Origin of the sequence: Lactobacillus sp. ESL0700, assembly GCF_029392095.1 — a bacterium.
Taxonomy (GTDB): Bacteria; Bacillota; Bacilli; order Lactobacillales; family Lactobacillaceae; genus Lactobacillus.
On the sequence record NZ_CP113930.1, the window covers coordinates 67,312 to 80,290 of the forward strand.

The window sequence follows — 12,979 nt, forward strand, 5'->3', positions numbered from 1 at the left end:
GATGGACCGTAAGCGAATTGAATGGCTATTTTTTGTTGTTTTCTTATTGATTGACCTTTATCTTGGCATTGAAATCTGGCGCTCACCCATTAATTTAAGCAATACTGGCGGCACGCAGTCGACCAGTATTCGCGCTGAGATGCGCGCTGATGGCATTGACCTGCCGCTGCATATTTCACACAAACAGCGGTCTGGTTACTATCTTGCCGCAAAAAAGCGTAATTACTTGTCTGGTAAACTTTCTAGTTTAACGGAAGTTAATACTCATTTTTCAAAAAGTGACAACATCTTAACTGGAACACCCAAAACGCAGGTGACCTTAAGCGGCAATCATCGTCAAATCTTGACGCAGCTGAATAATTTTAAGAATGATTCGGAAAATGTCCCGTTTGGTGCCAAGTTTAAGTATGAGCCCAGCATGTCGGGGTCGAATACCTACTGCTACGTTCAGAGTACTGACTATGGTCAAGTTTATGCTAGTGATGCCCAATTGATGATTAATGTGCGTAATAATGCAATAACCAATTACACGATTTCTTATATGGGACCAATTAGCGCGGTTCGTGAGCCGCAACTGATTATCAGTGCTTGGCACGCAGTTAAGGCGATGTATACTGACCGCGAGATTGTTAATAATTCGCGTGTTATGCAGATTAAGCTGGGTTATTCCAAGTTGACAGAGGTTCGCGGCAGCACGATTTTATTGCCAACATGGTTAATCTGGGTCGAAAATAAAACAACTAAAAATATTACGGTTAAACGAGTAAATGCCTTTACTGCCCAAATTCTGCAGTCCGGCAACTCTTACAGTGTACAGAAGAATTAGAAAGGAAAAAGTTAGGTGCGGGTTTCGATTTTAGCTAGCGGGTCAACAGGCAATACCAGTCTGATTGAGACCGGGCAGCATAAGATTTTGATGGACGCGGGTTTATCGGGTGTCAAAATTAAGCAGCTGCTTAGTCAGGTTGGCGTTGATATTGCGGATATTGATATGGCCTTTTTAAGTCATGACCACTCTGATCACAGCAAAGGACTAGGGGTATTGATGCGGCGCTATCCTCGGATTGCGGCGTTTAGCAATAGCGGCACGTGGCAATATTTATGTGAAACAAATAAAATTGGCAAGCTGCCGGTGGAACAAATTAACACGATTGAGCCGGAACAAACGCAAACATTTGGCGATTTGGATGTGACCGCATTTGCGACTAGTCATGATGCTGCTGAGCCACAATATTATGTTTTTACAAGTGGCGGCAAGAGAATGGCCTTTTTGACAGATACAGGATATGTGTCGCAGAAAGTTGAGAGCGTGATTGCGGATGCCGATGCTTACTTGATGGAATTTAATTATGACGACATGATGTTGCGCAACGGTCCTTATTCTTGGGGACTAAAGCAGCGGATCTTATCAGATGAGGGTCATTTGTCTAATGAAGAAGCTGGTCAAGCCTTGCTGGATGTAGTGACGCCGCGGACGAAGCACATCTTTTTAGCTCACCGCAGTCAGCACAATAATACGGCTAAGTTAGCTTATGATACTGCCCAAAAAATGTTGCTTGCTGGGGATGCTAATCTCCCTAGTGATGTTAAAATTCAGTTGACTTCGCCAGAGCAGCCGACGAATTTAGTACAAATTTAATAATTTAGACGATAATTTTTCAAAAATTATTAGTATATTAGGCGATATATGTAAAGGAGATAATGATATGGAAAACCCAAATACTAACCATGGTAAAAATAAGTTTCTTGTTAAGACAGCTGTTGTTGGTGTCGTTGCGGGACTTATTGGGGGCGGTGCTTCTTATGTTGCCTTAGACCAAATTAATAATGCTAATGTGAACAATAATCAGGCACAAACAACAATTAGCTCTGATAGTGCTAAAACTTCTAAAAATAGTGCCAAAACTAGTGGGGCAATGACTCCTGCATATAATGATGTTAAAGGTGCTGTTGTATCCGTAATTAACATGAAGCGGCAGTCAAATAGCAGCAGTAATTCTTTGTTTGATATTTTTGGCGATAACGACGATGATAGCAGCAGTAAAAAGGGCAAGCTGCAAACTTACAGTGAGGGCTCCGGTGTTATTTACATGAAGTCCGGCAATAAGGGCTATATTGTGACGAATAATCACGTAGTTTCAGGTAGTGACAAGGTGCAGGTCATGTTGTCAAACGGTAAGACGGTTAATGCGCGGATTGTAGGAACAGATGCAACTACTGACTTGGCGGTTTTAGCAATTGACTCTGGATATGTTACCCAGACGGCTGAATTTGGCGATTCTAAGACCTTACAGGCTGGTCAGACAGTGATTGCTGTTGGTTCCCCACTGGGCAGTGAATACGCGTCAACGGTAACTCAGGGGATTATTTCAGCTCCTGCTAGAAGTATTACAACTTCTTCTGCTAACCAGCAAACAGTTATTCAGACTGATGCAGCGATTAATCCTGGTAACTCAGGTGGTGCCTTAGTCAATTCTGCCGGTCAAGTTATCGGGATTAACTCAATGAAGCTGGCTCAATCAAGTGATGGAACGTCAGTTGAAGGCATGGGCTTTGCTATTCCGTCTAATGAGGTTGTTACGATTGTTAACCAACTGGTAAAGAAGGGGAAAATTACCCGGCCGCAGCTTGGCGTGAAGGTTATCGCACTGCAAGGCATTCCAGCTAGTTATCGAAAGCATTTGAATATTAAATCCAACTTGAAGAGCGGGATTTATATTGCTTCAGTAACTAAGAACGGTTCGGCAGCTGCAGCGGGAATGAAGACGGGGGATGTTATCGTTAAAGTTGATGGTAAAACGGTAACAGATGTTGCTTCGTTACACAGCATTTTGTATGATCATAAAGTCGGTGATACCGTTAATTTAACCGTTGATCGCAATGGTAAAACACTCAATTTACGGGTTAAACTACAAGCTGATTAAGAAGGATAATATTCTGTAATTGAACAAGAAAAAGGCTATACTAAGCGGTTTGTGCCGGCAGTATAGCCTTTTTATTAATATTAATTGCGCGAAACATTTTTTTATTCGGTAATTGAGCTTGTCAAGAAAAAAATCAGTTGAGAATTCTTGTTGATAACTGTGGAAAAATCTGTGGATTGTGCATAAAAGATGTGAGAATGCTTTAAAAAGCCTGTGGATAATCTGTTAATTGTGTTTAAATATTAGTGAAAATAGATTTACACAAACAATTGTTCAGCCCGTTATCATAGTATTCTAGGCCGATTAGTTTGTGAAATTAGGCTGTTAAAAGTATGTGTGTGGGTAAAATTTAGTAAAATAGAGAAAAAAGTTTGCCGACCACAATTTAGCTGAAAATAAATGACAGCGACCACAAAATGTAGATTTCGATTTTGCACAGGTGTGGAAAAAGCAAGTGGAAAGATTGGGAGTTAGGGGATAAACTAGTAATTATGAATATCAAGATTGTCTGTGTGGGAAAACTAAAAGAAAAATATTTTAAGGATGCAATTGCTGAGTACCAGAAGCGCTTGAGCCGATTTGCCAAAGTCCAGCTGGTTCAAGTTGCCGATGAAAAGGCGCCGGAAAAGTTCAGTCAGGCGGAGCAGGAGCAGGTTAAGGAAATTGAGGGACAACGGATTTTAAGTAAAATCAAGGACAAGGAATACGTTTATGTGACGGCGATTAAGGGTAAGGAACGCACAAGTGAAGAGTTTGCCAGTGAATTGGAAAATTTGGCAACCTATGGTCATTCCGATATTACCTTTGTCATTGGTGGGAGTTTGGGCACCAGCCCTGCTGTCAACCGGCGCGCAGATGATTTGCTTAGCTTTGGTAAACTGACGATGCCGCACCAATTGATGCGCGTTGTCCTGATCGAGCAAATTTACCGTGGCTTTATGATTAATAGTGGTAGTCCATATCACAAGTAGAATGGGGATAAAAATGAAATTAGCTGTTTTCGATATTGGCGGGACCACTGTTAAGACCGGAATTTATGAGAATGAACACATTACTGAGCAGGCAAGCTTTAAGACGCCAAAGACGTTCACCGCTTTAAAAGAAAAAATGCACGAATTTATTGACCAGGGCCATTTCACCGGACTAGCAATCAGTGCGCCAGGCGATGTCAATGTTCAGGCTGGTACTATTGAGGGTATCAGTCAGGTACCGTACTTACATAAGCGGCCGATTTTTGCGGAATTGAAAGCAGAATTTGGCTTGCCACTAACAATTGAAAATGATGCTAATTGTGCAGGTATCTGTGAAACCAAAATTGGTAATGGCCGTCAGTTTAAGAACGTTGCGTTTATTGTTATCGGAACGGGAATTGGCGGCGCCGTTTTTATTAATCATGAGTTGCATCGTGGTTCGCATTTAGTTGGCGGCGAATTCGGCTTTATGAGAGGCAGAACGGACCGCATGTTGAGCATGGATGCGCCAATAGTCAAGGCTGCCAAAATTTATTCGAGAAAAACTAAAACGGAAGTTGACGGGAAAAAGTTATTTGCGTTGGCCAGTCAAGGCGATGAACTAGCTCAAAGTCTGGTTAATCGCTTTTATGACCTCTTGGCAAGCAGTATGTATGACCTGCAGGTTTCTTTTGACTTTGACGCGTTTCTTTTGGGTGGCGGTGTGTCCGCTCGTTCAGAAATCAGCGCCGAAATCGCTCAAAGGCTTAAGCAGAAATTGACGGAGTTTGGCATGGCGCGGATTATGCCGCAGGTGATGACATGTCAGTATCATAATTCGGCCAATCTTTATGGCGCTGCCTTGAATTTTATAGCTCAAATGTAAAAAAATGTAGTCGAATTACGACTACATTTTTTATTTTAAGATGAATAATGCTAGGTTAAGTGCAATTAGAATAATGACGCTCCAAATCCAATCTTGTGCTCGCACTGGGACAGCAACGATTACGGAACGTCGGGCATCTTCTTGATAGCCGTGGGATTCCATTCCTTGTGCCAAATTCTCAGCAGAATTGAGTGCGACCAAAATAGCTTTGAAATATAATACTGGCGACCAAAAGCTAAGATAAACGCCGCGCATCATGCCAGCCGTTCGGATTTGCTTAACGGCCTGCTTCATGCGAGGAACAATATTAAGCGCGGCTAGAACGCCATAAGCAAATTTACTCGGTAAATGGAAATTCTGCTCAAATGAACGCGCTAATTCTTCGGCACTGGTATTAATCGTGACGCAGCTGATAGTTAAGATATAAACGTAAATCCGGCTGGACAAGCCCAGGGCATTAAATAGATTGGAGGTTGGTGTGAACCATTCAAGTGTTGCAAAAATCGTAAATGCGGCAATGAATGGCACTAAAAGCAGGATTAGCAAATTCTTTAATTTGATTCGGTTAATTAGTAAATAGATAATTGCCAAGATGATGATTGCAAAATTAGTCGCCAAGCTAATTTTCAATGATATTTCAAGCGAAATAATTAGGGCTAAAATAAATTTAAAACTAGGATTCATGAAAATACCTCACTTAGTCACGTAATGCAGCTGCTTATCAGCAAAAACGAGGTGGTAGTCACACCAATCAGCTAGGCCGTCAAGTTCATGACTGATAATTAGCAAAGTTTGGCCGCGCTTTTTTTGACTTTGCCTAAGTAATTGCATGACTTTTTGGCTTGATACGTGGTCCAAGCCACTTAGTGGCTCGTCAATCAGCAATACATCTTGGTCCGCGATTAACATTAGTAAAATTTGCAGCTTCTTTTGTTGGCCGCCGGACAGAGAAAACACAACTTGGTCTAAATGTTGGTCTAAATCAAGGTCAATTAAAACTTCGTTGATTTTTTCGTCAGTAAAAAAGTTGTTAGTCCGTTGTTTTTTACTCAAGTTAATTTCGTCTTGAACGGTAACACTCAAAAATTGGTCGGTTGCATTCTGAAAAATCTGAGCAACATGTAATAAATACTTGCGCGTTGCCTGTTGGCGGACTTCACGATTGTGGTAAGTTAAACTGCCGCTATAAGGCAGCATTTTGGTCAATGCGTTAAATAGTGAGGTCTTACCAACGCCGTTAGCACCCGTAATTAACGTGGTCTTACCCGCAATAATCTTGAGCTGATCTTGGCTTAATAAAAGTCTATTTTGCGTTAGTTGCGTTTTATTTAAGGTAAAACAAGCAGCTTCATTTTGGGGTACGGCAAAGGAATAATTATTCTTGTGCGTGCTTGTTTGGAGTAGTTTGTCTTTAGCTAAATAGTCTAATTGTTGGACATGGTGGCCTGCAAACTGAAACAGGCAATCACAGACATTTTGGTAACCATTTAGAACGTGGTCACTCAAAATAATCGTTTTGCCTTGATCGCGCAAGTGCGCTAATTTGGTAATTAAAAACTGCCGTGCCTGCGGATCACAACTAGCAAAAGGCTCATCTAGCAAGAATAAATCAATGTCCATTGCAACGAGAACGGCAAGGGCCACGCGTTGTTGCTCACCGCCGGACAATGTATTAATTTTTTGGTCCAGCAAGTTTTCAATTTGCGCAAATTGGACACCGGCAGTTAGGCGCTTGAGATAATCTTCTTGGTTAACTTGTAAGTTCTCAAGCGCAAAAATGATTTCTTCTCGTGGGGTCGCCATTGTGAACTGTTCGCCAGCATTTTGAAACATGATGGCCGACTTTAGGCCGTTAAGATCAAGATCGCCGCTGACTTTACCGGCATATTTAGGATATAGACCAGCCAGTACTTTAAGTAAAGTTGACTTGCCACAACCAGTGGGCCCAATTAACAGTGAAAATTGCCCCGTGGGAATTTCAAGATTAAGGTTGTCAAGAATTTTAATATTTTGATCGTATGAAAAAGTTAAATTTTTGCTTGTAATCATTATTTTTACCAACTAAAAAAGTCGCTAGGACGAGATGCACTAACGACGTAAAAATTCATTCATTTTCCCTTCGCTGGCATTGTCCATAGCAGGTTCAACGGGTATTATCTCAGCCTTGCAGCACCCCAAAGTTATCAAACTGATTTTACATGAAAGCCGCTTTGCTGTCTAGTCATGACAGCTTGATGAAAATAAAGTACCAGTGAATATGATTTTTGCTATATAATAAAAGTATTAAATTAATAATAAGAAGGTGAAACTATGGCAGCAGTCAAATTGGCGCAATATTTAGCTAGTATTTTAAGTTCAACTAATAGCGATACAAATGAATTGCGCTTAAAAGCAGTGGGCAGCAACTTTGACCTGTTTACTGTTTATCTTGAAAATCACAACACTGGTGTCCATCGTTATCAAACAACAAATGCGATGATTTTTTATGAAGCTGGTGGCAAATCAAATATTAAAATTCACGGCCAAGACTTCGAGCTAGGAGTAGGGAACATTGTCTTTTTACCAGCTAAAAGTGATTATGAAGTCCAAAAGCAAACTAAAAATGATGTTTTGGTAAAGTTGGATTTAAATTCCAAGTATAATTTACAATATTTCCTGGGAAATATTACCAATAAGGAGTCACGCGAGGAGCAAGCAATTGAGCAGGTAATTAGCAATTTGCGGGTTAATCGTCTGTTATATTTAAAGTCAACGCCAATTTCTAAGTCCGCACAACTGATGAACAGGATAATTGATGAATATTTAAACCAGAATTTGTTTGCCGAGAGTGTAGTCAAAGCAGAACTAAATTTATTGCTAGTTGCGGCAGTACGTAATCAAAACTTCGCTTCGGTGCCAGCAGAAAAGCAAGGCTTTGCCAATGCAACACTTGAAAGCTATATCGATGCCAATTTTGCCGATATTACTTTAGATGCAGCTGCTAAGTATTTCGGTTTTAATCCAAATTATTTTTCTAGTTTAGTTAAGCAAAAGACTGGCAAAAGCTTTGTAGAGCATGTTGATGAGCGGCGAATGCAGGAAGCACGCAATTTACTTGCACGTCCTGATATTTCGGTTAAGGAAATTATTGCCAGGGTCGGTTACAATGGCAAGTCATTTTTCTATAAAAAGTTTAATGAATATTATCATCAGACGCCGGTTCAAATGCGTGCAGAGCTATTTCGCCAGGCTAACATTAATTTGAAATAAAAAAATGATTGACAGCGCAACCAAAAGTTGTTATACCTAAACTATAATTTAATAAAAAAGTTCGTCTGGGGTGTCGCTTAAGCGACTGAGATTATACTCATCGAACCTGATGTAGTTTATACTACCGAAGGAAGAGCGGCTTGTTGATCAATTTTTTGAGCCATTCTTATTTAAGAATGGCTAATTTTTATTAAAAGTCCTTTCCTTTGATAGCCGAAGGAAGGGATTTTTTGGTTACTGTTAATGGTGAAGAAGTGGCAGCTATAGGTATCTCAATTGCAACACTTTTAACCCAAAGGAATGCGCCAGTCAGCAATTTAGCAGTTGAACTGAATGGCAAGATTGTGCCTCGCAGTGATTTCGCCAATGTTCTGCTAAAAGAAAATGACAAGGTGGAAATAATTTCATTTGTTGGGGGTGGATAAATGCTAGATAGGTTACAGAATTCGGCAATTGTCGCTGAAATGCAAAAACGTAACGTCTCGGGCTCTAGCTCTAAACTAGCTGCTGCCAAGGTAACTATTGCTGGTTGTGGCGGTTTAGGAACAAATATCTCTCTTGCTTTAGCTCGCATTGGTGTCGGTCAAATAACTTTGATTGACTTTGATCAAGTTGAATTAAGCAACCTTAATCGTCAGCAATTTAAATTTAGTCAAGTTGGAATGGCGAAGGTAGTTGCGATGAAGGAGAACTTACAGGAAGTTAATCCATTTGTAACGATTAACGCGATAAAAGAGCGGGTAACACCGCAAAATATCACACAGTTATTTCAAGATGCGGATATTATTTGTGAGGCCTTTGATGACCCGGCGGCTAAAGCAATGCTACTGGAAAATGTCACGACGATTTTTCCTGATAAACCGCTAGTCATGGCGTCAGGAATGGCGGGAATTCATAGTGCCAATGCAATTAAAACGCGCAAAATATTGCCTAACGCGTATTTAGCAGGCGATGGCAAGTCTAAAGGGACAGAAGGTCTTATGGCTCCGCGTGTGACAATCTGCGCTGGCCATGAGGCAAACATGATTGTTCAGTTAATATTAGGAATTGAAGATTTAAATTAAAAGAGGAAAACATAATGACAAATACTGAAGAAACAGATTTATTAACAATTGGCGGGCATACATTTACTTCACGGTTTATTTTGGGCTCAGGAAAGTATTCTTATGATCTGATTGATGCGGCAGTAAAGCATGCTAAGGCACAAATTATTACGATGGCTTTGCGCCGGACAACGTCTGACCAAGAAAATATTCTTAATTACATTCCTGAAGGTGTGACGATTTTGCCAAATACGTCAGGGTCAACAACGGCTGAAGAGGCAATTAGAACCGCGCACTTAGCTCGTGAATTGAGTGGCAGTGACTTCATCAAGTTAGAGGTAGTGCCTGATAAAAAGTACTTGTTGCCAGATAATGCGGCAACCGTTAAGGCAACCGAGGTTCTGGCAAAAGAAGGCTTTATTGTTATGCCGTATATTTTGCCTGACTTAAATACTGCTCGGGAACTGGTTGATGCGGGTGCAGCTACTGTCATGCCGCTAGCAGCACCGATTGGTACTAATAAAGGTTTGGCAACCAAGGAGTTAATTCAGATTTTGATTGATGAAATCGATGTCCCAGTAATTGTTGACGCGGGAATTGGTCGCCCGAGCCAAGCTGCCGAAGCAATGGAAATGGGTGCCGATGCGATTATGGCTAATACCTCGATGGCGACAGCTAAGAATATTCCGTTAATGGCTGAAGCGTTTAAATTGGGAATTGAGGCTGGGCGTAAGGCTTATTTGGCTGGCCCTGGCCGGGTAATTGAACACGGTGCAGTTGCGTCATCACCATTAACTGGTGTAAGTAAGTAACATCATGCAGCAGAGTGAGAAAATAACGGTTAATCAGCTTTTTAAGCAGATTACAACTCTGCCTAATTCGGGATTAGGACAGAACCGCTTGGTCTATTCTTCTGATTGGCTTCAAGGGCAGAAATTATTAATCCAGTTTGCGTTAAAAGCGGGTTTTCAAGTTACAGTTGATGACTATGGTAATACCTATTTGGACTTACTTGGAAATGACCAAGAACAAGTAATTGCGACGGGCTCGCATATGGATACTGTAAAAAATGGCGGCCGTTTTGATGGCCTGTATGGTGTTCTGGGCGGCTTACAAGCAGCCCTAAATTTGCGCGAGCGATTTGGTATTTCACAAAAAACAATTCGGGTAATTTCTTTTTGCGAAGAAGAAGGCAGCCGCTTTGACGCCACCTTCAGTGGTTCAAAGCACTATGCACGCGTGGCTGAGACTAATGGTTTAGTTGATGAAAATGGCATCAAAATCGAAAATGCTCGCAGTAATGCAGTTAATCAATTGAAGCAAATTAGCGGCGTCAATTATGATCTTCCCCAGCTGCCACAATCTTTTACTGAATTGCACGTTGAACAGGGAAATCGTCTTGCTCGCAATAATATTTCACTTGGGTTAGTTACAGCGATTGTCGGTCAGCGGCGTTATCGCATTACGGTTAACGGCATTACAAATCATGCGGGCACGACCTTAATGACTGAGCGCCACGATGCCTTGCAGGCGACAATTAAGTTAATTAACCAGTTTGAAGTGTTTGCGAGTGCAGTGGATCCGCTTTTGACTTTTACAGTTGGCGAACTTGCTGTTTGGCCGAATACTTCTAACGTAATTCCTGGCAAAGTGACGTTTTTTATCGATTGTCGTCATCAAAATAATGAGCTTTTAGATGAATTTGAAAAAATGATGAAAAACACCATTGCCAATCTTCCTGACCCGCTGATTAACGTTGAATTTAAACGCTGGGTTCATGATCAACCTGTGATTTTAAGTTCGGAAATGCTGGCGAAAAATGAAAAATTGGCGCACAAAATGGGTTATTCAATCATGAAATTGGCATCAGGCGCAGGACACGATAGTGAAATTATGAATCGCGTCGTACCAACGACGATGATTTTTGTGCCCAGCATTAATGGCGTTAGCCATGCACCAGAAGAAAATACTAAGCCTGAGGATTTGCAGCGGGGAGTTGAATTTTTGACCGCATCGCTTTATCAGGAGGCATATTAATAATGCATAAAATTAGCCTGACTGGCCAGATCACAATTGGCGTCTTAATTGGGGCGCTAGTTGGCTGGCTACTACCTAAGTGGGCGGAAAATTTAACAATTATTGGCGATATCTTTTTACGGCTGCTGCAAATGGTAATTGTTTGGCTAATTTTGGGTGCAGTCATCGAAGCCTTAGGTAGTTTGAAGTTTGAGGAATTGGGCAAACTGGGGTTAAAAACCTGTCTTTGGTTTACCATTACAACAATTTTGGCGGCGGTTGAAGGTGTGCTTTTGGGCTTAGTCTTTAAGCCGGGAACAATGTTGCGGCTGCCGAATTTAGTAAAAACAAAAGCAGTGCTGCATTCTAGCGTTAATTTACGTGCAGCAATCTTGCAGCTGTTTCCTGATAATATTTTTGCATCTCTTACTAAAGGAAACGTGATCCAAGTAATTGTTTTTGCTGTTTTATTCGGTCTAGTCTTAAGTCGCGCCAATGAAAATAATGAATATCACCTAGTGCTGAAGCTGATTAAACAATTTAATCAGTTAATCGTTAAGTTGGTAATGCTAATCATCAAGCTTGCACCGATTGGTATCGCCTGTATGTTTGCCAGTACAATTGCGAAAAACGGCGGTAAAGTGTTTCTGCCTTTGCTATACTTTTTAGTGCTTTATGCAGTCGCGGTAATTGTATTTTTACTTGCCTTGTTTATCTTTGTTAGTTTAGTTGCTCATGTATCTTTTTGGGGCCTGATTAGAGGTCTGACTAGAATCATCGTTGTCGCATTTACGACAACTTCGTCTGCCGCAACTCTGCCAATCGAAATGATTGATGCTCAAGAAAAGCTGGGGGTCAGTAAATCCGTTACCCAGCTTGTCTTACCGCTGGGAATGGCACTAAACAGTAATGGTTTAGCTCTGTACCTATCGTTAGTTTGTATCACCTTGATGCAGCTTTATGGTGCTAGTTTAGCGCCAGTACTGCTGTTAAAAATAATTTTACTGGCCGTCTTGTCTTGCATAGGGACTGTAGTGGTTCCAGGTGGCGGCATTGTTGCGTTAACAATTGCACTTCCCGTACTTGGCTTTCCTAATACATGTATTGCTTTATTTGCTGGGATTGATTGGTTCGTCGGGATGTTCCGTGCAGTTGCTAATGTTGTCGGCGATACAATTACGGCGGTAGGTGTGGCGGCTTCAACGAACCAGTTGAATAGGGATGTCTATTAGGGAGAAATGATTATGAAAATAAAAAACCGACCATTATACTTAGTTACCGATCGGACTAATTTAACTGATCGCCAATTTTTAACTACAATTGAGCAAGCTTGTAAAAGTGGCGTTGATCTGGTGCAGTTACGTGAAAAACAGCTGTCTGGGCGTGAATATTACGAATTGGCGCAGGCAGTTAAGCAAATAACCGACCGTTATCAGTTGCCGTTAATTATTGACGATCGTCTTGATATTGCGCAAGCGGTTAATGCTGCGGGAGTCCATTTAGGCCAAAACGATTTGCCTGTCAAAGTTGCCCGGCAAATTTTAGGGGCAGATAAGATTATTGGCGCGACAACTAAGACTTTGCCGCAGGCTCTTGAAGCAGAAAAAGAGAGTGCTGACTACTTGGGCGTAGGGGCAATCTTCCCGACGCAAACTCACGTTAAGACAGTGCATACAAGTGTGGCAACGTTAAGCCAAATTAGGCAAAATGTCTCAATTCCTGTTTATGCAATCGGCGGCTTAAAGGCGCATAATGTTGCGGCAGTTAAGCCTGCTCATGTTGCAGGAGTTGCTGTCGTATCGGCGATTATGCAGGCTGCTGACCCAATCAAGGCAACGCAAGAGCTAAGACAAGCAGTTTTAGCAGCTTTATAAAAGTTAATTAAAGTAAAAAACGACATCTGTTTTTTGA

14 protein-coding genes and 2 riboswitches are annotated in these 12,979 nt (G+C 41.3%); of the genes, 12 read left to right on the forward strand and 2 right to left on the reverse strand.

All coding sequences use genetic code 11. The features are described 5' to 3' along the window. Position 1 precedes the first annotated feature (1 nt). From OZX63_RS00340 to OZX63_RS00360, 5 genes are all read left to right on the forward strand, one after another. A complete protein-coding gene (locus OZX63_RS00340) occupies positions 2 to 826 on the forward strand; it encodes a two-component system regulatory protein YycI (RefSeq protein ID WP_277143619.1) in 825 nt (274 codons plus the stop codon). Between the two features lie 15 nt (positions 827 to 841). Then, positions 842 to 1,639: an MBL fold metallo-hydrolase gene (locus OZX63_RS00345; protein ID WP_277143621.1), complete on the forward strand. Its 798-nt coding sequence runs from the start codon at positions 842 to 844 to the stop codon at positions 1,637 to 1,639. A 67-nt stretch (positions 1,640 to 1,706) separates the two neighbouring features. Next, positions 1,707 to 2,924, forward strand: coding sequence for a trypsin-like peptidase domain-containing protein (locus OZX63_RS00350; protein WP_277143623.1), 1,218 nt, complete (start codon positions 1,707 to 1,709; stop codon positions 2,922 to 2,924). Positions 2,925 to 3,415: 491 nt separating this feature from the next. Continuing rightward, complete coding sequence (gene rlmH / locus OZX63_RS00355) at positions 3,416 to 3,895, forward strand: 23S rRNA (pseudouridine(1915)-N(3))-methyltransferase RlmH (protein ID WP_277143625.1); 480 nt, start codon at positions 3,416 to 3,418, stop codon at positions 3,893 to 3,895. Positions 3,896 to 3,908: 13 nt separating this feature from the next. Continuing rightward, positions 3,909 to 4,760, forward strand: coding sequence for an ROK family protein (locus OZX63_RS00360; protein WP_277143627.1), 852 nt, complete (start codon positions 3,909 to 3,911; stop codon positions 4,758 to 4,760). A 30-nt stretch (positions 4,761 to 4,790) separates the two neighbouring features. On the opposite strand, the gene OZX63_RS00365 is transcribed toward OZX63_RS00360, so the two are convergent. Both OZX63_RS00365 and OZX63_RS00370 read right to left on the reverse strand, forming a co-directional pair. After that, on the reverse strand, positions 4,791 to 5,444 hold the full coding sequence (locus tag OZX63_RS00365) for an energy-coupling factor transporter transmembrane component T (RefSeq protein WP_277143629.1): 654 nt from the start codon (positions 5,442 to 5,444) through the stop codon (positions 4,791 to 4,793). Between the two features lie 9 nt (positions 5,445 to 5,453). Continuing rightward, the gene (locus tag OZX63_RS00370) at positions 5,454 to 6,812 is read right to left on the reverse strand and encodes an ABC transporter ATP-binding protein (protein ID WP_277145067.1); all 1,359 of its coding nucleotides are present in this window, start codon (positions 6,810 to 6,812) and stop codon (positions 5,454 to 5,456) included. Between the two features lie 45 nt (positions 6,813 to 6,857). Further along, a riboswitch (TPP riboswitch) is annotated at positions 6,858 to 6,947 on the reverse strand. 123 nt (positions 6,948 to 7,070) lie between these two features. Between OZX63_RS00370 and OZX63_RS00375 the strand changes: the two genes are divergently transcribed. The 7 genes from OZX63_RS00375 (at position 7,071) to thiE (ending at position 12,942) form a co-directional block, all read left to right on the forward strand. Beyond that, on the forward strand, positions 7,071 to 8,009 hold the full coding sequence (locus OZX63_RS00375; RefSeq protein WP_277143631.1) for an AraC family transcriptional regulator: 939 nt from the start codon (positions 7,071 to 7,073) through the stop codon (positions 8,007 to 8,009). A 56-nt stretch (positions 8,010 to 8,065) separates the two neighbouring features. Continuing rightward, positions 8,066 to 8,160: riboswitch (TPP riboswitch) on the forward strand. Between the two features lie 79 nt (positions 8,161 to 8,239). Then, a complete protein-coding gene (thiS, locus tag OZX63_RS00380; protein ID WP_277143633.1) occupies positions 8,240 to 8,434 on the forward strand; it encodes a sulfur carrier protein ThiS in 195 nt (64 codons plus the stop codon). Then, positions 8,435 to 9,073, forward strand: a complete 639-nt coding sequence (thiF, locus tag OZX63_RS00385) for a sulfur carrier protein ThiS adenylyltransferase ThiF (protein ID WP_277143634.1) — start codon at positions 8,435 to 8,437, stop codon at positions 9,071 to 9,073. Between the two features lie 14 nt (positions 9,074 to 9,087). Beyond that, on the forward strand, positions 9,088 to 9,864 hold the full coding sequence (locus OZX63_RS00390; protein WP_277143636.1) for a thiazole synthase: 777 nt from the start codon (positions 9,088 to 9,090) through the stop codon (positions 9,862 to 9,864). A 4-nt stretch (positions 9,865 to 9,868) separates the two neighbouring features. Then, complete coding sequence (locus OZX63_RS00395; protein WP_277143638.1) at positions 9,869 to 11,089, forward strand: M20 family metallo-hydrolase; 1,221 nt, start codon at positions 9,869 to 9,871, stop codon at positions 11,087 to 11,089. A 2-nt stretch (positions 11,090 to 11,091) separates the two neighbouring features. Next, positions 11,092 to 12,300: a dicarboxylate/amino acid:cation symporter gene (locus OZX63_RS00400; RefSeq protein WP_277143640.1), complete on the forward strand. Its 1,209-nt coding sequence runs from the start codon at positions 11,092 to 11,094 to the stop codon at positions 12,298 to 12,300. A gap of 12 nt (positions 12,301 to 12,312) precedes the next feature. Beyond that, positions 12,313 to 12,942: a thiamine phosphate synthase gene (gene thiE / locus OZX63_RS00405; protein ID WP_277143642.1), complete on the forward strand. Its 630-nt coding sequence runs from the start codon at positions 12,313 to 12,315 to the stop codon at positions 12,940 to 12,942. The last annotated feature ends 37 nt before the right edge of the window (positions 12,943 to 12,979 follow it).

Coding starts and splice junctions, on each gene's coding strand:
- OZX63_RS00375 (WP_277143631.1), top strand. CDS start 7,071: ATGGCAGCAGTCAAATTGGCGCAATATTTAGCTAGTATTTTAAGTTCA.
- OZX63_RS00360 (WP_277143627.1), top strand. CDS start 3,909: ATGAAATTAGCTGTTTTCGATATTGGCGGGACCACTGTTAAGACCGGA.
- thiF (WP_277143634.1), top strand. CDS start 8,435: ATGCTAGATAGGTTACAGAATTCGGCAATTGTCGCTGAAATGCAAAAA.
- OZX63_RS00395 (WP_277143638.1), top strand. CDS start 9,869: ATGCAGCAGAGTGAGAAAATAACGGTTAATCAGCTTTTTAAGCAGATT.
- OZX63_RS00340 (WP_277143619.1), top strand. CDS start 2: ATGGACCGTAAGCGAATTGAATGGCTATTTTTTGTTGTTTTCTTATTG.
- OZX63_RS00390 (WP_277143636.1), top strand. CDS start 9,088: ATGACAAATACTGAAGAAACAGATTTATTAACAATTGGCGGGCATACA.
- OZX63_RS00350 (WP_277143623.1), top strand. CDS start 1,707: ATGGAAAACCCAAATACTAACCATGGTAAAAATAAGTTTCTTGTTAAG.
- rlmH (WP_277143625.1), top strand. CDS start 3,416: ATGAATATCAAGATTGTCTGTGTGGGAAAACTAAAAGAAAAATATTTT.
- OZX63_RS00365 (WP_277143629.1), bottom strand. CDS start 5,444: ATGAATCCTAGTTTTAAATTTATTTTAGCCCTAATTATTTCGCTTGAA.
- thiE (WP_277143642.1), top strand. CDS start 12,313: ATGAAAATAAAAAACCGACCATTATACTTAGTTACCGATCGGACTAAT.
- OZX63_RS00400 (WP_277143640.1), top strand. CDS start 11,092: ATGCATAAAATTAGCCTGACTGGCCAGATCACAATTGGCGTCTTAATT.